The sequence below is a fragment of the Olivibacter ginsenosidimutans genome (assembly GCF_039542865.1).
GTDB classification, from domain to species: domain Bacteria; phylum Bacteroidota; class Bacteroidia; order Sphingobacteriales; family Sphingobacteriaceae; genus Olivibacter; species Olivibacter ginsenosidimutans.
Window position 1 is genome coordinate 282296 of sequence record NZ_BAABIQ010000005.1, and the last position, 18666, is coordinate 300961.

Genomic DNA, 18666 nt, shown 5'->3' on the forward strand with positions numbered 1-18666 from the left:
GATTTGATCCACGATAAAAAAGTAAAGAAATGGCAGAATTAAATACCGGCGGTAAACAGCAACCCAGGGTTGATTTAACCCCAATGGTTGACCTTGCATTCTTGCTGATTACGTTCTTCATGTTAACAACGCAACTCAGTAAGTCGAATGCGATGGATGTAGCCATGCCTGATAAAGATAAAGAGAATAAGGATGATAACTTAGAAGTTGCTGACAATCGGACGATCACCTTGTTGCTAGGTGCCAAAAACAAAATTGAATACTATATGGGACAGCTGGAAAAACCCTTAGATGGGCCTACCACTGTTGATTATGGTAAAAACGGCATACGTCCTGTGCTTTTAAATAAAATGAAACAAGTACAAGCGGCTACAGGAAAAGGCTTAATCGTAGTCATTAGACCTAGCGACAATTCGAGCTATCGTAATCTCGTTGATATACTCGATGAAATGAAGATTGTTGATGCGAAGCAATATATGATTGGCGATATTAGCACTCCAGAGGTTGAATTATTGAAACGAGAAGGAGTTTATTAACAGGGATTAATATCCAAAAATAAAAAACAGCATGTCTAAATTAGATATATTTAAACCAGAATGGCTCGATGTCGTCTTTGCAGGGCGTAATAAAGCCTATGGTGCATATGACTTGCGCTCTATTTCGCCTAAGTATACGTCAAGAGCCTTACTCATCGGTATATTGTTGTTTGTGGGACTGATTAGCTCACCCATGATCATTAAGGCACTTAGAGGTGATCAAGTAGAAGAAGCACCTAAAGTTATAGAAACAGAGGTGACGCTTTCTGAACCGCCACCAGTAAATGAGGAAGAACCGCCTCCCCCACCTCCCGTAGAGCCCCCGCCACCACGTGTGGATCAGGTGCGGATGCCACCACCTAAAGTGGTACCTGCAGAACAGGTTAGGGAAGAGGAACCTCCTACCGTTGAGGAATTGAAGAAAGCTGATCCAGGTCCGAAAACAATTGCAGGTGACCCTACAGCGGATATTCGTATCGATATGCCTGTTGGTGAAGGACCAAAAGATGCGCAAGTAACGGAAGAAGGTTCTGGCATCATGGATTTCAGTGCGGTGGAGGTTCAGCCAACATTCCCTGGCGGTATGCAAGCCTTTTACAAATGGGTGTCGCAGAACTATCGTTATCCGGAAATGGCAAAAGAGCAAGGAGTTAATGGGAGTATCCACGTTTCTTTCGTAGTGGAGCGTGATGGTTCATTGACTGATATTAAGGTTATCCGTGACTTAAAGTATGGAACTGGTGATGAAGCGGTTCGTATGCTGAAATCTTCACCTAAATGGAAACCTGGTATCCAAAACGGTCGCCCGGTTCGGGTATCATACTCTTTGCCTATTAAATTGAACCTTCAAGGAATGTAAGATCCATGCTTGAACGGAAAAATAATGAAAATCGACGGAAATCGCCCACAAAGCGATTTCTGTCCATTTTAGGGCTTTGCATGTTTGGTTTTTACTTTATTCTTGGACTGTTGATTATTTTTTGGAAGGATTTTCCGTTAACCTTGGATAAAACATACCGAATTTTGTTTGGCTTATTGCTCATTGTTTATTCCTTTTTAAGATTTGCACGCTTGTGGCAGAATCAACGAGTGGATAGAAGATCGTAGGAAATATTTTTTAATATTAATAGTAAAGTCCTCATTTATCGGTTTTTAATTAGTAAATTTACCAATCAGAATGCACCTAACCATGGTAAATAGTCGGATAGTTGTGGTCAAAAGCATGGTTTTGCTGCTATTGGTATTCATCGGATGCAGTCGTTCACCATCTAAAAAGGAGGAAGATGTCCTTTCAGGAAGTGCAAAGATTCTGGTCGACGAAACGATAGCACCTATTATTGAAGATCAGATAGCTGTATTTCAAAATAGTTATACCCGTACAGAGTTAACGATGCTTGCGAGACCGGAAAATGAGGTAGTTAGAGACCTACTTAATGACACAGCTAAGTTAGCTATTATTACAAGGGAGCTGACTCAGGACGAGGAGAATTTTTTTAAGTCCAAAACAATATATCCGAAGACGGTTCGTTTTGCTACGGATGCTATTGCAGTTATTACAAACAAGCGTAATGCTGATTCTACCATTCGGGTAGATGACATTATTCGGTTAATGAAAGGTGAAGCGGTTGAAGGGATAAATGCGTTAGTATTTGACAATGCCAATTCCAGTACCGTTGCTTTTTTTAAACACTTGGCCGAAGTGAAAGAGTTACCTAAGACAGGGATTTATGCTTTAAAGGACAATGCTGCAGTGGTAAAATATGTGCATGATTATCCGCAAAGTGTTGGTGTAATAGGGATCAATTGGTTAAACCAACCCTCTCCAATGATTGAGCCTTATGTGCGTGATATCAAGCTACTTGGGGTTAAGAATCAGCAAGGAAAACGTGGTGATGATGGTTTTTATAAACCCACACAATCCAATTTGGCGCTAAATTTGTATCCATTTACACGGAAATTATATTTAATTAACGTGCAAGGTAAAAAAGCGGTCGGCACTGGTTTTTCTGCTTTTTTACATGGAGAGCGGGGGCAACGGATTATTCTGAAATCGGGGTTATTGCCGGATAGCATTCCCCCAAGAGAGATCATTATAAGAAAATAGTAAGTTAGACTTTAAATAAATTAAAAGAACAATGAAAATGATAAGAAGAGCAGCAAGTGTAAGTCTTGCGATTGCTTTTATAGCTTCGGGGGCTTCTTATGCACAAAGTCTGAAAGACGCGCAAGTAGCAATCGACGCGGAGCAATATGCGAAGGCGAAGACAATTCTAAAGAATTTGGTACAGAATAAGCCAAAAGATGCAGAGAACTATTTTTATTTAGGAGATGTTTATCTCGTTACCGACTACCCTGATTCGGCAAAGACCTTTTTTCAACAAGGTTTGGAAGCCGACCCTAAAGACAATCTTAACAAGGTAGGTCTTGGTGCGGTAGCACTTGCTCAGGGAAATACAGCGGAAGCTGAGAAACTGTTTACGGAAGCAACGGAGAAAACGAAGAAGAAAGACTATTTAGAGAATCTCTATGTTGGTCGGGCTTATATGAATCCTAATTTGGAAAATCCGGATTATAAAAAGGCGTTGACCTATTTGGAAAAAGCAAAAGAAGCCAATCAAAAAGATGCATTAATCCCATCTTCGCTTGGAGATGCATATTTGGGAGCTGGTGATAACAGCAACGCCTATACGAATTACCGGGATGCTTATGATTTGGATAATACCTTTACTCGCGCCCGTGTACAAATGGCTATTATCTCTAAACAGGCACGTGCATTTGCTGAGGCAATTGAAGATTTAACTAAAATTACACAGGAGCATCCAGATTATGCGCCTGCTTTTCGGGAAATCGCCGAAACCTATAATGCTAAAGCACAGCTTGAGACTAAAATAGAAAATTATAATAGCGATATTCAGGAAGCCTTAAAGGCCTATAAGCAATACATGGATTTAACCGACTATTCGTTGGATTCCCGTATGCGTTACGCCGACTTTATGATCAAAGCTAGAGATTATAAAAACCTGGAAGAGCAAGCGAATGAAATGGCTAAAGTGGATAAAGTAAACCCTCGTATCTTGCGTTATTTGGGTTATGCGGCTTATCAGAACGGGAATTATCCCTCAGCACAATCGGCTTTAACAGACTTTTTTGGAAAAGTAGACTCTACTAGAGTAATTCCCGATGATTATTATTTCCTTGGATTGTCGAAGATAAGACAAGCAACTGATTCTACAAAAGCGTTAGATACGACCCTGTTAGCAGAAGGTGTTGCTGATGTTTCGAAAGGAGTAAAAAAAGATACTACGTGGAAGTTAGCAGAGAATCTAAGTGCCGAGGCAAAAAAGACATTTGATGCGAAGAACTTTAGTCTAGCTGGTGCATTATTTAAAGCGGCTGCACAAGCCCCTAAATCAAAGACCTATAACTACGATTTGTTTTATTGGGGATATGCACAATATTTTAATTATGTAATGGCATATCAGGCAAAGCAAAACCCTTCAAAAGGTATTTTAGAGGATGCAATAGCAGCGTTTAATAAAGTCAACGAAGTTGTTCCCGATATGGCAGAAGCGTACTTATTCAAAGCGAGATCCGAACGATTGTTGGATAGTCCAGATGATCCAAAAGGATTAGGGGTAGAAACCTTCAAAAAATACATTGAAGTAGTGGAGGCTAAAGGGGCAGAAGCACAAACGGCAAATGTGAAAAGGAGCCTTTCCGAAGCTTATGATGTGGTGGCTGCAGATTTAGTAAACAAAGAAGATTATCAAGGAGCTAGAGATTTATTAAATAAATCACTGGAAGTTAATCCTAATGATGATTACGCTAAACAAACCTTAGAGCAGCTAAAACCAGCTGCTAATGGCGGAGCATCTGCTCAGAAGCCACAGAAGTAGAAACGATAACGTATCTAGATAAAAAAGGCATTGGGACATACTTCCCAGTGCCTTTTTTGTTGCAACTATTTTCATCGATTTAATGCTCGGGTACTTGTTATTTTAAGTAGGATAATTTATGTTTGTATTGTATCAAACAACTAACTAAACAAAACTATGGAAGCAGCGACAGCAAGTACTCCTGTTGATTATTTACCTATTCTTCTCCAAATGATCGTTGCGGTGGGGTTTGGTGTGGTTACCGTCATCGGCACCCATTTAATTGGCCCTAAACTCCGTACGGATAATAAATTAACCTCTTTCGAATCGGGAATCAAAGTTATCGGTAATGCACGACAGCCCGTTTCAATTAAGTATTTTATGGTGGCTATTCTCTTTGTCATTTTCGATGTGGAGGTTATTTTTATGTATCCTTGGGCGGTTAATTTTAGATCTTTTGGTATAGAAGGCTTAGTAGAAATGTTCATTTTCATGGGCCTTTTACTATTAGGATTTATCTACGTTCTTAAAAAACGTGCATTGGAATGGGATTAAAACCGAGCTATTTCTTAGAACCATTCTAAATACTTGATGTTTGTGCTTTCTGGCCAATAATTTATTAAATTTGAGCATGTCTGCTTTAGAGCAATGGCATTTTGTGATGGATATGCCATAACCGATTGGCATTTTAACCCTTGGAATTATGAGTGAAATAAAATTGGCCCCAGCCCCTCCGGGAGTTACAGGGTCTGGATTTTTCGCCACTACGCTCGATAAAGCTGTGGGCCTTGCCCGAGCAAATTCATTATGGCCTTTACCTTTTGCAACATCTTGTTGTGGAATTGAATTTATGGCGACCATGGGTTCTACCTATGATCTTGCCCGTTTTGGTGCAGAACGTCCAAGCTTTTCCCCTAGGCAATCTGATATGTTATTAGTCATGGGTACTATTGCTAAGAAAATGGGACCTGTACTTAAGCAGGTATATATTCAAATGGCAGAACCCAGGTGGGTAATTGCTGTTGGCGCTTGCGCGTCCAGCGGAGGTATTTTTGATACCTATTCAGTGTTGCAAGGTATTGACGAAATTATCCCCGTAGATGTTTATGTACCCGGTTGTCCGCCAAGGCCAGAAGCTATTTTGGACGGAGTAATGCGTTTGCAGGACATCGTAAGGACAGAATCCGTCAGACGCAGGGAAACAGATGAATATAAGGCATTATTAGAGAGTTACGGAATATATAAACATGGCTAAATTGGATAATCAGGCCCTTATAGAACGGCTGCGTAAGCAGTTTGGCGATGATTTGCTCGGGGGGGAAGAACCTTTTGGTTTATTGACGGTAGAGACGACTAAGGAACATATTATAGCATTACTGCAGTTCTTAAAGACAGATCAGGAACTACAATTTATTTACCTAACGGATATTACTGCCGTACACTACCCTTCACAAAAAAGAAGTATAGCAGTTGTGTATCATGTGCATAGTTTGATTCATAATGTTCGTATTCGTATTAAAGTTTTCTTAGATGGAGTGAAACCTGAAGTACCTTCTGCTACCATACTATGGAACGGGGCTAATTGGATGGAACGGGAAACATATGATTTTTTTGGAGTAATTTTTACAGGACATCCTGATTTAAGACGGATTTTAAATGTCGACGAGCTGGAGGTTTTTCCTATGCGTAAAGAGTACCCACTGGAAGATCCCAATAGGGTAGATAAAAAAGATTTCTTTTTTGGCAGATAATTTTAGATATGAGTGAGCTGAAACCCAAATTGACTACAAATCATCCAATATTTGATGATAACGATCCGCAAGACGAATTAGTTACCCTTAACTTGGGGCCAACACATCCAGCCACGCATGGCGTTTTTCAAAATGTGTTACAGGTTGATGGAGAACGAATTGTGAGCGGGGTTTCGACTATTGGGTATATTCACCGGGCTTTTGAGAAAATTGCAGAACATAGACCTTATTATCAAATCACTCCATTAACCGACCGACTCAATTATTGCTCATCGCCTATTAATAATATGGGATGGCATATGACGGTAGAAAAATTGCTGGGTATAGAAATTCCTAAACGTGTGCAATACATGCGCGTGATTATCATGGAACTGGCACGTATAGCTGATCATATTATTTGCAATGGTATATTGGGCGTTGATACTGGAGCCTTTTCAGGATTCCTATATGTGATGCAGGAACGTGAGTTTATCTATGAGATTTTTGAGGAAATTTGTGGTGCACGGTTAACAACTAATATTGGTAGAATAGGTGGTTTCGAACGCGATTTTAATTCGATTGCCTTTGATAAAATCAAACAATTTGTTAAACGCTATCCGCCTGTCCTGACCGAATTTGAAGAGCTTTTTAATCGGAATAGGATCTTTATAGATCGTACTTCAGGGGTGGCTGCTGTTGATCCTGAAACGGCATTAAGCTATAGTTGGAGTGGGCCGCTTTTGCGCGCGACAGGTATTGATTATGATGTGCGGGCTAACGAACCCTATTCCTCATATGAAGATTTTGATTTCGAGATCCCTGTAGGGGAGAATGGCGATGTGTACGATCGTTACATGGTACGCAACGAAGAAATGCGGCAAAGCATTCGGATCATTGAACAAGCCCTGGCGAAATTGGAAAGGGAACCAAAAGGGATATTTCATGCCGATGTTCCGGAATTTTATTTACCGCCCAAAGAACAAGTGTACAATAATATGGAGGCCCTTATTTATCATTTCAAAATTGTAATGGGCGAAATAGATGTTCCAAAGACAGAAGTTTATCATGCAGTGGAAGGAGCGAATGGTGAACTTGGATTTTATCTGATCAGTGACGGGGGAAGATCCCCCTACCGTTTACATTTTAGAAGGCCTTCATTCATTAATTATCAAATGTACGCGCCAATGAGTAGTGGAATGCTGCTTTCAGATGCGATTATTAATATGAGTAGTTTAAACATTATAGCCGGAGAATTAGATGCTTAGTGTAAAAAATAATGAACCGATAACGTTTCAGGAAAACCTTATTCATCAGTTTGATGATATCGTGAAACGATACCCAGAAGGTAGGCAGAAATCGGCGTTATTGCCTATTCTGCATTTGGTGCAGGCAGAATTTGGCTGGTTGAGTGTGGATGTTATGGATAAAGTGGCTGAGTACCTAAGCATTGAATCCATTGAGGTCTATGAAGTCGCCACTTTTTATACCATGTTTTTCCTCCGACCACAAGGGAAGTATGTATTGGAAGTTTGTCGTACCGGGCCTTGTTGTTTAGTTGGAGCGGAACGTATCATGAAACATATAGAAAATCGCTTAGGAGTGAAAGAAAATGAAGTGACGGCTGATGGCCTATTTAGCTGGCGCGGTATAGAATGTGTGGCCGCTTGTGGTATGGGGCCTGTATTACAAATAGGACCGGAATACACTTATTATGAACACCTTACTGAAGAAGGGGTGGATGAGCTTATTGATGGGTTAAGAAATAAGCATACCATAAATACGAAATCCTAAGTTAAGGAAACCATGGCACAAAAATTATTATTAGAGCATATTCAAGTACCCGGTATCAATACCTTTGAAGTTTATCAACAGAAGGGGGGATACCGTGCGGTAAAGAAAGCCTTAAAAGAGTTGAGCCCTGAAGATGTAGTGGAAGAAGTGAAAAAATCCGGGTTGCGGGGCAGGGGTGGTGCAGGTTTCCCTACTGGTATGAAGTGGAGTTTTTTAGCTAAACCGGAAGGGGTGCCTCGTTATTTGGTATGCAATGCTGATGAATCAGAACCTGGTACCTTCAAAGATCGCTATCTCATGACTCATATTCCTCATGCTTTGATTGAAGGGATGATTGTAGCGAGTTATGCACTCGGTGCCAATACTTCTTATATCTATGTACGGGGGGAGATGATGCCGCAGATCCGCATTCTGGAGAGGGCAATAGCTGAAGCTAAGGCGGCTGGTTTTTTGGGTAAAAATATATTAGGAACCGGATACAATCTAGAATTGTATGTACAACCAGGGGGTGGAGCTTATATCTGTGGTGAAGAAACAGCTTTATTAGAATCTTTGGAGGGCAAAAGGGGAAATCCTAGGATTAAACCTCCTTTTCCGGCAGTTGCTGGATTATATAATTGCCCAACAGTAGTTAATAATGTGGAATCTATTGCTGCTACAGTGCCTATATTGAATATAGGTGGTGAGGTCTATGCAAAGATCGGTATGGAGAGAAGTACAGGAACCAAATTGATTTCGGCTTCAGGAAATATCAATAAGCCTGGTGTCTATGAAATAGAATTGGGGCTACCGGTGGAGGAATTTATTTATTCTGAGGAGTATTGTGGAGGGATTGCTGGTGGGAAACGGTTGAAAGCAGTCGTTGCTGGAGGTTCTTCCGTTCCTATATTGCCGGCAAATCTGATATTGAAGACAGCTAAAGGTGATAACCGGCTAATGAGTTATGAATCTTTAGCAGATGGTGGTTTCGCAACGGGTACCATGTTAGGTTCGGGCGGGTTCATTGTATTTGATGAAGATCAGTGTATCGTACGTAATACATGGAATTTTACCCGCTTCTATCATCACGAAAGTTGTGGTCAATGCTCACCCTGCAGGGAAGGTACTGGGTGGATGGAAAAAGTTTTGCATCGCCTGGAATATGGCCATGGAAAAAGAAGTGATATTGATTTATTGGTTGATGTCTCAAAGAAAATCGAAGGAAATACGATTTGTCCTTTGGGGGATGCGGCGGCGTGGCCTGTGGCAAGTGCTATTCGGCATTTTAGAGACGAGTTTGAATGGCATGTTACACATGGCGAAGAGGCACAAAATAGAAACTTTGGCTTAGCACATTATGCTGATCCATTGAGTTTAGTAGAATAATGGATATGGCCTTTGGATAGCAGCAAATAGTAAAGGAGACAATCTATTAGGCTGTACGACATACTAAGTACGATAAAATGGCTGATAACGATAAAATAAAAGTGAGCATTGATGGTATCGCGGTTGAAGTAGCACCGGGAACAACCATATTGAATGCTGCTAGGCAAATCGGAGGAGATATCGTTCCTCCTGCCATGTGCTACTATTCAAAATTAGAAGGTAGCGGTGGAAAATGCCGAACCTGTTTAGTAAAGGTAAGTAAGGGGTCGGATAAAGATCCGCGGCCAATGCCTAAATTGGTGGCTTCTTGTCGAACGACAGTAATGGACGGCATGGAAGTGCAAAATATTACCTCCAATGAAGTCCTTGAGGCTCGAAAAGGTGTTGTCGAAATGTTATTGATCAACCATCCACTAGACTGCCCCATCTGTGATCAAGCGGGAGAATGCCATTTGCAGGATCTAGGTTTTGAACATGGTGCAGCAGCCACCCGGTATGAATTTGAGCGCAGAACGTTCGATAAAATTGATATTGGCGATAAGATCCAATTGCATATGACCCGGTGTATTTTATGTTACCGTTGCGTGTTTACAGCTGATCAACTGACCGATAAACGCGTACATGGTATATTAGGAAGAGGCGATGCCGCCGAAATTTCCACGTACATTGAGCAGGCTATTGATAATGATTTTTCAGGTAACATGATTGATGTTTGTCCTGTTGGGGCATTAACAGATAAGACTTTCCGCTTTAAGAACCGGGTTTGGTTTACTAAGCCGGTGGAAGCGCATCGCGACTGTCCTACCTGTTCAGGTAAGGTTACACTGTGGTATAAAGGAGAGGAAGTTTTAAGAGTTACAGCTCGTAAGGACCAATATGGTGAGGTGGAAGATTTTATCTGTAATACCTGCCGATTTGAAAAGAAGCAGACGTCTGATTGGGTCATCGAAGGTCCGCGTCATGTTGTACATACTTCTGTTATTTCGGCCAATCACTATGAAGACCTGAAACCTTTGCCCGTAATTAAAGAAAATCCAAAGCTGAAAGAAGGAAATAAATATCAACTAGAACGTTCAGTTCGATTATAAAACAAACTGTCATGGAAACCGCATTTATTATTGAAAAGTTGGTCCTTATTGTCGTTGTTTTTGTGCTGACACTCGTGATAGCGATGTACTCTACCTTGGCAGAACGGAAGGTTGCTGGCTTTATGCAAGATCGAAAAGGACCCGATAGGGCTGGGCCTTTTGGTATTTTACAACCCTTATGCGATGGAGGTAAATTCTTTTTCAAGGAAGAAATCATTCCTGCTGGTGCACATAAAGGTCTTTTTATTGCTGGCCCAACGTTGGCGATTATAACAGCGTGTATTAGTAGTGCTGTTATTCCGTGGGGGCAACCCTTAACTATTGGTGATCATGCTGTTTCTTTGCAAGTAGCTGATGTTAATGTAGGGATTCTTTATATCTTCGGCGTCGTCGCTTTGGGGGTTTATGGAATCATGCTTGGCGGTTGGGCTTCCAATAACAAATTTTCGCTAATGGGGGCTATTCGTGCAGCATCACAAAGTATTAGCTATGAAGTAGCCATGGGACTTTCTATTATTGCCTTGTTGATGGTTACGCAAACTTTATCACTAAAAGAGATCGTTGCCCAGCAAAGTGGTTTTGTAAATTGGAATATCTGGGTCCAACCATTAGGGTTTCTGATCTTTGTAACCTGCGCCTTTGCGGAATGTAATCGAGTGCCTTTTGACCTACCGGAATGCGAGACCGAATTGGTAGGTGGATACCATACCGAATATTCGTCCATGAAGTTGGGGCTATATATGTTCTCTGAATACATCAATATGTTTGTATCGTCTGCGGTCATGGCCGCATTATATTTTGGTGGATATAACTTTCCTTTTATGGATCAGTTGGGCCTCTCGCCTAACTGGATCGCGGGCATTGGTGTAGTGGTGTTTTTTGTAAAAATAATTGCTTTTATATTCTTTTTTATGTGGATACGGTGGACGCTCCCTCGCTTTCGGTATGATCAGCTCATGAATTTAGGCTGGAAAATTCTTATCCCGTTGGCCATTGCGAATATTGTTCTCACGGGAGTGATTACCTTACTGAAAGATATGTATGGATAGCGAAATTTTAGAGCAACAGCAAAACCAAGACTGTGCTAAGTACTAAAACGATGAATGATGGAATCATTAAGCAATAGAAAAAAAGTTTTAGCTCAAAAACCGATGAGTTTTTGGGAACGCATTTATCTACCAGCCATCCTTAAGGGCATGAAGATAACAATTAGGCATTTTTTCATGAAAAAAGCCACGGTTTCTTATCCGGAAGTCCAACGTCCCTACTCCAAAAATTATCGAGGTATGCATTCCTTAAAACGTGACGAAGAAGGAAGAGAGCGTTGCACGGCCTGTGGATTATGTGCCTTATCTTGCCCGGCAGAGGCTATTACGATGATTTCTGCCGAACGGAAAAAAGGAGAAGAGCATCTCTATCGAGAGGAGAAATATGCTGCAGTATATGAAATTAACATGCTTCGTTGTATCTTTTGTGGTTTATGCGAAGAAGCTTGTCCGAAAGAGGCCATATACCTGGATGGTCCGCATGTACCAGCAGATTACCTACGGAAGGATTTTATTTACGGGAAAGATAAGCTTGTAGAAGAGCGCTTTGATTATCAGGAAACGGAAGTTAAAGAGAAAGTCTAAAATTCGTCATCTCGACTATAGTAGAGTGATCTATTCAACAATAGATAGCTTGACTAACTCCCTTGGGGATCGGGATTCACTCGATAGGCCGTGATAGACTTTTTCGACATTTTTATAAGAATTAATGATAAACAACAACAAATAAACTTAACATTGTGAGCTTATTTTATTTTATAGCCTTTTTATCAATATTTTTTTCGTTGATGGTTATTTTAACTAGAAATCCAGTGCATAGCGTGCTGTACTTAGTGATTACATTTTTTACCTTCACTGTACATTATGTTCTATTAAATGCCCAATTTCTGGCAGTGGTAAATTTTATTGTTTACATGGGAGCGATTATGGTGTTGTTTCTTTTTGTGCTTATGCTCCTCAATCTAAACAAGGAAACAGAACCGATGAAATCAACTTTGGTAAAGGTTATGGGAGCTATTGCAGGCATGTGCTTGTTGGTAACTGTTGCGGGGTCTATACGGGTGTTGGAAGTATCCAATCCTGTTGTACTTAAGCATCCCGATATTGGACTAGTAGGCAATCTCGGGAAAGTATTGTTCAGCGAATTTTTATTACCCTTTGAACTCTCTTCCATTTTATTGTTAACCGCAATGGTGGGAGCCGTTCTATTAGCAAAAAAAGAAACTAAAGCGATATAATGGGAACAATTGTAAATGAACTGCAAGGGATACCACTGAATCATTACATTCTGTTAAGCAGTATTATCTTTTCCATAGGCGTAATAGGTGTATTGACGCGTAGAAATGTCATTATTATTATGATGTCCGTAGAATTAATGTTGAATTCGGTAAACCTATTATTAGCCGCTTTTTCTGCTTATCATGGGGATGCTTCTGGTCAGGTGTTTGTATTCTTTATTATGGCCCTAGCAGCTGCGGAGGTGGCTGTTGGCTTAGCTATTATTGTAATGGTCTATCGGAATACGAAGTCCATTGATATTAATGCGCTCAATAAATTGAAATGGTGAGAAGACTCAATTCTGATAAATAGAGCTATAAGTGAATATGATGACAACCAATAACATTAACTAAATTAGTATATGACTGGATTAATTTGGATAGTCCTCTTACCTTTAATAGGTTTTGTTGTAAATGGATTGGGAAGAAATGTGTGGTCGAAGACCGTCGTTTCTTTGGTGGGCTGTGGAACGGTGCTGGCCTCATTTCTATTAAGCTGTAATGTGTTTAGCATGGTGTATGCTGCTCGAAAAGTAGGAGAACAGGCCTCTTTTTCCCATACGGTTTTTGAATGGATCAGTGCAGGAAGCTTACATGTTAATTTATCTTTTCTGGTAGACCCTTTAAGTGCGGTTATGTTACTCATTATAACCGGTATAGGTTTTTTGATCCATTTATATTCAACTGCCTATATGAAACACGACAAGGGTTTTGCTAAGTTCTTTGCCTATCTTAATCTGTTCATCTTTTTTATGCTTTTGCTGGTCTTAGGGTCCAATTATGTGGTGATGTTTATTGGCTGGGAAGGCGTAGGCTTATGTTCTTATTTATTAATTGGTTTTTGGTACCATCGGATAGATTATGCTGCGGCCGCTAAAAAGGCTTTTGTAATGAATAGAATAGGCGATTTAGGCTTTTTGTTGGCCATATTTCTATTGTTTTACAACTTTGGTAGTTTAGAATTTTCTGCTGTTTTGCCTAAGGCCGCCACAATGGTACAGGGAGATACAACATTGTTATTAATTTCGCTATTGTTATTTGTTGCAGCTACTGGAAAATCTGCCCAGATTCCACTATTTACATGGTTGCCAGATGCTATGGCGGGACCTACACCGGTTTCAGCACTTATTCATGCAGCGACAATGGTTACAGCCGGCATTTATTTAATCGCCCGGTCCAATATTCTATTTACGCTGTCTCCAGTTACTATGGAAGTTGTAGCAATCATCGGATTGGCTACGGCATTATTAGCGGCGTTTATCGCGGTTACCCAAAACGATATCAAAAAAGTGTTGGCCTATTCTACGGTTTCCCAATTAGGCTATATGTTCTTGGGGCTTGGTGTGGGTGCATTTACCGGTGCATTTTTCCATGTGATCACCCATGCTTTTTTCAAAGCGCTTTTGTTTTTAGGGGCAGGTTCGGTTATACATGCCATGAGTAACGAGCAGGACATGAGAGCAATGGGTGGACTTAAGAAAAAGCTGCCGGTAACGTTTCTTACCATGTTTATTGGAACCGTTGCTATCGCTGGTATCCCACCTTTAGCTGGCTTTTTCTCCAAAGATGAAATTTTGGCACATGCCTTTATACAATCCAAAGCATTATGGATAGGCGGATTTATTGGAGCACTATTTACGGCATTCTATATGTTTAGAATGTTGTTTCTAACATTTTATGGCAAGTTTAGAGGGACTTTCGAACAGGAAAAGCATGTACATGAGTCGCCTATGGCTATGACTGTCCCATTAATGATATTGGCAATTTTGTCGGTTATTGGCGGCGGCTTAAATTTGCCGGAAGCTTTAGGAGGCAGTACCGCGCTAGCGCAATTTTTAGCACCTGTTTTTGCCGATTCAGTGGCTTTGAGCGAAGGGTTTCATTTAGCGCATACTACAGAATTTCTATTGATGGGAGTATCGGCATTAGCAGCCATTGTCATGGCAATTTATGCTTATGTCCTTTACGTACGTAAAGCGATTGTTCCGGGGGCAGATCATGAAAAGCGGAAGGGTTTAGCGCAGCTATCCTACCATAAATTCTATATTGATGAATGGTATCACGCGATGATAACAAAGCCATTGAATAATCTATCTACCTTTTGTTTTAAGATCCTTGATAAAAAGGTAATCGATGGTTTAGTAAATTATATAGGCAATGGAGCTACGCGAGCAGGCAATGTTATTCGATTGTTGCAGCAGGGAAATATTGGATTTTACATCTTCTGCATGGTCATTGGGATCATTGCATTACTGGCTTATGGTTTATATATCGTTTAATTTGATAAGGTAAAGAAAATACATGGATAACTTCGTTTTATTGCTACTCCTCCTCGTACCCCTCATTGTAGCTATTCCGCTTACCATGGTCAAGCAATCTAATCCTGCTAAATGGTTAGCTTTTATTGCTTCTATTGTGGTATTGGGATTAACTATTCAATTGCTGATCGCTTTTGTGCCAGATGCAAGCATTCAATTTGAAGAAAAATTTTCTTGGATACCTGCCTTAGGCATACAGTTCCACATCGGTGTCGATGGTATTAGTTTGCCTTTAGTACTACTAACCAATGCCTTAATTCCACTCATTTTACTGAGCACTTTTCGTAAAACCTATAAAGGGAATTTTTATGCACTTGTTTTGTTTATGCAAACGGGGCTTTTATTAGTATTTACGGCGTTGGATGCCTTTTTATTCTATGTGGGTTGGGAACTTGCATTAATTCCTATTTACTTTATTTGTGGATTATGGGGTGGGCAAAACAAAGCGCGTATAACACTTAAATTCTTTATTTATACCTTCTCAGGAAGTTTGTTAATGCTCATAGCCATTATTTATCTATATACCCAAGTGCCAACGGCTGATTACGAATGGCGCTCCTTTTATGAGCTGGCTTTGGATGGAAAAACACAAGGATATATTTTTTGGGCATTTTTCATCGCCTTTGCTATTAAAATGCCTTTATTTCCATTTCACACTTGGCAGCCCGATACCTATGTCGTCGCACCAACGACAGGAACCATGTTGTTATCGGGTATTATGCTCAAAATGGGCGTTTATGGTTTAATCCGCTGGTTGTTACCTATTGCTCCTTTAGGTGTCAACCAATATGGTGGAATAGCCCTAACGCTGGCCATCATTGGCATTATATACGCTTCCATTGTGGCGTTTAAACAGCAAGATATTAAACGCTTAGTAGCTTATTCATCCATTGCACACGTAGGATTGATCGCTGCTGGCGTATTTGTTTGGAATATACAAAGCTTGCAAGGGGCAATGCTACAAATGATTAATCATGGTATTAATGTGATAGGGTTGTTTTTCGTTATCGAGCTTATTTATAGGCAAGCGGAAACACAGGATATGCAGTCATTGGGTGGAATAGCGAAACCTGCACCAAAATTGGCTATCGCTTTTCTGATAATCGTTCTCGGAGCTATCGGTTTGCCATTGACTAATGGATTTATAGGAGAGTTTTTATTGCTAATAGGTGTATATCAAGCGGGGATATGGCCAGCAGTATTTGCAGGATTAACCATTATTTTAGGTGCGGTTTATATGTTGCGCATGTACCAAGGCGTAATGCTAGGCGAGATTAATCAGAAAACAGCCGATTTTAAGGATGTTAGCGGTGTCGATTTGTTGGTACTGGGTGTCATCCTGGTGTTGATAATCGCAATCGGTATTTATCCGAAACCGCTATTGCATATTTCTGAGGCAGCGGTAACCCAATTGATAGAACAGGTTAAATTTAATTAAGGAAGCAGTAGATGGATGGGCTTCCGGCAGACGAAAGAATAGCTGAAAAGTAAATAAAAGCATACAAATGAGCGCAATTATAACATTGTCAATAATAGCAATACTTATTTTATATTTAGGTGTATTTAAGGCTAACAAGGCATTATTACCTGTTGCATTAATTGGATTGGTAGGTGCTATCTTTTTAGAAATTACGTTGTGGGATCGATCAGCAGCTCCTTTGTATAGTGGCATGATTCTGTTTGATCGATTTTCTTTAACGTTTTCAATACTGCTTATTTTTATAACCATACTTGTTTTCTTATTGTCTAAAGGCTACTTTGACCGTATAAGCGCTCATATTGCAGAGTATTATGCACTTTTGCTATTTTCATTGATAGGAGCACTGCTGGTGGTCTCTTTTCATAACCTATCGATGTTGTTTATTGGAGTTGAAATCATGTCTGTAGCACTTTATATATTAGTAGGTATCCGAAAAACAGATTTGGTGTCTAATGAAGCGGCATTAAAATATTTTTTAATGGGCGCTTTTTCTACGGGTTTTCTCCTTTTTGGTATTGCGTTGATTTATGGTGCCAGCGCTTCTTTTGATCTAGCGGAGATAAAGGAGTATGTTACCGCTAATGCAACCCATATTTCTCCTCTATTTTATGCTGGAATATTGCTGATGCTGGTAGGATTGACGTTTAAAGTGGGTGCGGCTCCCTTTCATTTCTGGACACCCGATGTATACGACGGTGCACCGATCTTAGTTACTACCTTTATGAGCACCGTTGTGAAAACAGCGGCATTCGCGGGCTTTTTACGTTTATTTGCGAGTTGTTTTGGCGATTTACAAAGCTTCTGGAGCCCTATCGTATTACTGATCATTATCCTTACCTTGTTCATTGGAAATATTACCGCGATGGTACAGCAGAGCTTTAAGCGCATGTTGGCTTATTCGAGTATTTCTCATGCTGGTTATATGTTATTCGCCATATTAAATCTCGGAGATCAAGCGAATAGTTCGCTATTAATCTATGCCACTGCGTATTCTGTTTCATCGGTTATTGCTTTTTCAGTACTGACGATCGTAAAAAGGAGTAGAGGAAGCGAACATTTTGAAGCGTTTAATGGTTTAGGTAAAACAAATCCATTATTAGCTTTTATTTTAACGATTGCGATGCTCTCTTTGGCCGGAATTCCTCTAACGGCTGGTTTCATCGGAAAGTTCCTGTTGTTTTCAGGGGCGTTAAGTAATTTACATGTAACACTGGTCATTTTAGCAGCTGTTAATGCGGCCCTCGGTATCTTTTATTATTTCCATGTCATTATTAATCTTTATTTTAAAGGCGGAAACGCAGAACCAGTGACTGTAGGTACGAATTATAGGGCGGTTTTATTAGTTGCTGCGTTATTAACACTTTTGATCGGTGTTTTCCCTCATTGGCTTACACAGCTAATATAAAGCGTTGAAGATGCGCTCGCTAGCAAGGACGGTAAATTTTTCGTAAGTTTGAAGAGATAATTAGTAGCTTTGAGCTATATATGCAAGATTTCTGCCTGTCTATTTTCCAATATTTTGATGCGGAGACGTTGATCCGCTCGGGCGGTTTTTATCTAGTTCTATTTATCATTTTTGCAGAGACAGGTTTATTTTTTGGCTTCTTCTTACCTGGTGATTATTTACTTTTCCTTGCGGGTTTATTTACGGCATCTGGCCTATTGGACGTTACTATTTTTACCTTATGTTTAGGAATGATAATTGCTGGCATATTGGGTAATTTTGTAGGGTATTGGTTCGGAAGACGAACAGGTCCGATACTTTTTAAGCGAAAAGAGTCTTGGCTTTTTAAGCGGGAATATATCGTTATGGCCGAGGAGTTTTATAATAAATATGGTGGAGCTGCTTTAATTTTGGGAAGATTTATGCCAATAATACGTACCTTTGCTCCCATATTTGCCGGTATTGTCAGATTAGATTTTAAAAAGTTTGTTCTATATAATGTGATAGGAAGCTTTTTATGGGTCTTAACGTTGACCTTAGCCGGGTTTTATTTGGGCAGAAAATTTCCACAAATTGTTGACTATATTGAATACATCGTGATTGGTTTCCTGGCCATAACTGCCGCTCCGATCTTGATTACAATTATTAGAAAACAATTTGTCAAAAAACATCCAAAAAAGAATATAGACGAAGATAAAGAGTTTTTTTAAGTTTTA

General features: G+C 40.1%; 19 protein-coding genes. All 19 read left to right on the forward strand.

The window, feature by feature from the left end:
* Positions 1 to 29 precede the first annotated feature (29 nt).
* The 19 genes from ABD930_RS04795 to ABD930_RS04885 all read left to right on the forward strand — a co-directional run bounded on the left by ABD930_RS04795 (position 30) and on the right by ABD930_RS04885 (position 18660).
* Entirely contained in the window at positions 30 to 536 is a 507-nt protein-coding gene (locus ABD930_RS04795) for an ExbD/TolR family protein (RefSeq protein WP_345230564.1), read from the forward strand.
* Positions 537 to 567: 31 nt separating this feature from the next.
* Positions 568 to 1395, forward strand: coding sequence for an energy transducer TonB (locus ABD930_RS04800; RefSeq protein ID WP_345230565.1), 828 nt, complete (start codon positions 568 to 570; stop codon positions 1393 to 1395).
* Between the two features lie 318 nt (positions 1396 to 1713).
* Positions 1714 to 2640 carry a PstS family phosphate ABC transporter substrate-binding protein gene (locus tag ABD930_RS04805; protein ID WP_345230566.1) on the forward strand — a complete coding sequence of 309 codons (927 nt, stop codon included), beginning with the start codon at positions 1714 to 1716 and terminating at the stop codon, positions 2638 to 2640.
* Positions 2641 to 2677: 37 nt separating this feature from the next.
* Positions 2678 to 4432: a tetratricopeptide repeat protein gene (locus tag ABD930_RS04810; RefSeq protein ID WP_345230567.1), complete on the forward strand. Its 1755-nt coding sequence runs from the start codon at positions 2678 to 2680 to the stop codon at positions 4430 to 4432.
* Positions 4433 to 4588: 156 nt separating this feature from the next.
* Complete coding sequence (locus tag ABD930_RS04815; RefSeq protein WP_345230568.1) at positions 4589 to 4966, forward strand: NADH-quinone oxidoreductase subunit A; 378 nt, start codon at positions 4589 to 4591, stop codon at positions 4964 to 4966.
* A 148-nt stretch (positions 4967 to 5114) separates the two neighbouring features.
* On the forward strand, positions 5115 to 5666 hold the full coding sequence (locus tag ABD930_RS04820; RefSeq protein ID WP_345230569.1) for an NADH-quinone oxidoreductase subunit B: 552 nt from the start codon (positions 5115 to 5117) through the stop codon (positions 5664 to 5666).
* Positions 5659 to 6162, forward strand: a complete 504-nt coding sequence (locus tag ABD930_RS04825) for an NADH-quinone oxidoreductase subunit C (RefSeq protein WP_345230570.1) — start codon at positions 5659 to 5661, stop codon at positions 6160 to 6162. The genes ABD930_RS04820 and ABD930_RS04825 overlap by 8 nt, the downstream gene beginning before the upstream one ends.
* Positions 6163 to 6170: 8 nt before the next feature.
* Positions 6171 to 7406 (forward strand): NADH-quinone oxidoreductase subunit D, encoded by a 1236-nt coding sequence (locus tag ABD930_RS04830; protein ID WP_345230571.1) that lies wholly within the window; start codon positions 6171 to 6173, stop codon positions 7404 to 7406.
* Positions 7399 to 7932, forward strand: coding sequence for an NADH-quinone oxidoreductase subunit NuoE family protein (locus tag ABD930_RS04835; RefSeq protein ID WP_345230572.1), 534 nt, complete (start codon positions 7399 to 7401; stop codon positions 7930 to 7932). The genes ABD930_RS04830 and ABD930_RS04835 overlap by 8 nt, the downstream gene beginning before the upstream one ends.
* 12 nt (positions 7933 to 7944) lie before the next feature.
* Positions 7945 to 9297 carry an NADH-quinone oxidoreductase subunit NuoF gene (gene nuoF / locus ABD930_RS04840; protein WP_345230573.1) on the forward strand — a complete coding sequence of 451 codons (1353 nt, stop codon included), beginning with the start codon at positions 7945 to 7947 and terminating at the stop codon, positions 9295 to 9297.
* Between the two features lie 77 nt (positions 9298 to 9374).
* Positions 9375 to 10385, forward strand: coding sequence for an NADH-quinone oxidoreductase subunit G (locus tag ABD930_RS04845; protein WP_345230574.1), 1011 nt, complete (start codon positions 9375 to 9377; stop codon positions 10383 to 10385).
* 11 nt (positions 10386 to 10396) lie between these two features.
* Complete coding sequence (gene nuoH, locus ABD930_RS04850; RefSeq protein ID WP_345230575.1) at positions 10397 to 11434, forward strand: NADH-quinone oxidoreductase subunit NuoH; 1038 nt, start codon at positions 10397 to 10399, stop codon at positions 11432 to 11434.
* Positions 11435 to 11491: 57 nt separating this feature from the next.
* Positions 11492 to 12016, forward strand: a complete 525-nt coding sequence (locus tag ABD930_RS04855) for a NuoI/complex I 23 kDa subunit family protein (RefSeq protein ID WP_345230814.1) — start codon at positions 11492 to 11494, stop codon at positions 12014 to 12016.
* Between the two features lie 155 nt (positions 12017 to 12171).
* Positions 12172 to 12669 carry an NADH-quinone oxidoreductase subunit J family protein gene (locus ABD930_RS04860; RefSeq protein ID WP_345230576.1) on the forward strand — a complete coding sequence of 166 codons (498 nt, stop codon included), beginning with the start codon at positions 12172 to 12174 and terminating at the stop codon, positions 12667 to 12669.
* Positions 12669 to 12998, forward strand: coding sequence for an NADH-quinone oxidoreductase subunit NuoK (gene nuoK, locus ABD930_RS04865; protein ID WP_345230577.1), 330 nt, complete (start codon positions 12669 to 12671; stop codon positions 12996 to 12998). Before ABD930_RS04860 ends, nuoK begins: the two co-directional genes overlap by 1 nt.
* A 72-nt stretch (positions 12999 to 13070) precedes the next feature.
* Complete coding sequence (nuoL, locus tag ABD930_RS04870) at positions 13071 to 14987, forward strand: NADH-quinone oxidoreductase subunit L (RefSeq protein WP_345230578.1); 1917 nt, start codon at positions 13071 to 13073, stop codon at positions 14985 to 14987.
* A gap of 22 nt (positions 14988 to 15009) precedes the next feature.
* Positions 15010 to 16464, forward strand: coding sequence for a complex I subunit 4 family protein (locus ABD930_RS04875; RefSeq protein WP_345230579.1), 1455 nt, complete (start codon positions 15010 to 15012; stop codon positions 16462 to 16464).
* Between the two features lie 67 nt (positions 16465 to 16531).
* Positions 16532 to 17911, forward strand: coding sequence for an NADH-quinone oxidoreductase subunit N (locus ABD930_RS04880; RefSeq protein ID WP_345230580.1), 1380 nt, complete (start codon positions 16532 to 16534; stop codon positions 17909 to 17911).
* An 80-nt stretch (positions 17912 to 17991) separates the two neighbouring features.
* Positions 17992 to 18660: a DedA family protein gene (locus tag ABD930_RS04885; RefSeq protein WP_345230581.1), complete on the forward strand. Its 669-nt coding sequence runs from the start codon at positions 17992 to 17994 to the stop codon at positions 18658 to 18660.
* Positions 18661 to 18666: the final 6 nt, after the last annotated feature.

Excerpts from the sequence above, each read along its gene's own strand:
- ABD930_RS04810 (WP_345230567.1), top strand. The coding sequence starts at position 2,678 with ATGATAAGAAGAGCAGCAAGTGTAAGTCTTGCGATTGCTTTTATAGCT.
- ABD930_RS04835 (WP_345230572.1), top strand. The coding sequence starts at position 7,399 with ATGCTTAGTGTAAAAAATAATGAACCGATAACGTTTCAGGAAAACCTT.
- ABD930_RS04830 (WP_345230571.1), top strand. The coding sequence starts at position 6,171 with ATGAGTGAGCTGAAACCCAAATTGACTACAAATCATCCAATATTTGAT.
- ABD930_RS04875 (WP_345230579.1), top strand. The coding sequence starts at position 15,010 with ATGGATAACTTCGTTTTATTGCTACTCCTCCTCGTACCCCTCATTGTA.
- nuoK (WP_345230577.1), top strand. The coding sequence starts at position 12,669 with ATGGGAACAATTGTAAATGAACTGCAAGGGATACCACTGAATCATTAC.
- ABD930_RS04885 (WP_345230581.1), top strand. The coding sequence starts at position 17,992 with ATGCAAGATTTCTGCCTGTCTATTTTCCAATATTTTGATGCGGAGACG.
- ABD930_RS04795 (WP_345230564.1), top strand. The coding sequence starts at position 30 with ATGGCAGAATTAAATACCGGCGGTAAACAGCAACCCAGGGTTGATTTA.
- ABD930_RS04855 (WP_345230814.1), top strand. The coding sequence starts at position 11,492 with ATGGAATCATTAAGCAATAGAAAAAAAGTTTTAGCTCAAAAACCGATG.
- ABD930_RS04825 (WP_345230570.1), top strand. The coding sequence starts at position 5,659 with ATGGCTAAATTGGATAATCAGGCCCTTATAGAACGGCTGCGTAAGCAG.
- nuoL (WP_345230578.1), top strand. The coding sequence starts at position 13,071 with ATGACTGGATTAATTTGGATAGTCCTCTTACCTTTAATAGGTTTTGTT.
- ABD930_RS04815 (WP_345230568.1), top strand. The coding sequence starts at position 4,589 with ATGGAAGCAGCGACAGCAAGTACTCCTGTTGATTATTTACCTATTCTT.
- ABD930_RS04800 (WP_345230565.1), top strand. The coding sequence starts at position 568 with ATGTCTAAATTAGATATATTTAAACCAGAATGGCTCGATGTCGTCTTT.
- ABD930_RS04805 (WP_345230566.1), top strand. The coding sequence starts at position 1,714 with ATGCACCTAACCATGGTAAATAGTCGGATAGTTGTGGTCAAAAGCATG.
- nuoF (WP_345230573.1), top strand. The coding sequence starts at position 7,945 with ATGGCACAAAAATTATTATTAGAGCATATTCAAGTACCCGGTATCAAT.
- nuoH (WP_345230575.1), top strand. The coding sequence starts at position 10,397 with ATGGAAACCGCATTTATTATTGAAAAGTTGGTCCTTATTGTCGTTGTT.
- ABD930_RS04845 (WP_345230574.1), top strand. The coding sequence starts at position 9,375 with ATGGCTGATAACGATAAAATAAAAGTGAGCATTGATGGTATCGCGGTT.
- ABD930_RS04880 (WP_345230580.1), top strand. The coding sequence starts at position 16,532 with ATGAGCGCAATTATAACATTGTCAATAATAGCAATACTTATTTTATAT.
- ABD930_RS04820 (WP_345230569.1), top strand. The coding sequence starts at position 5,115 with ATGAGTGAAATAAAATTGGCCCCAGCCCCTCCGGGAGTTACAGGGTCT.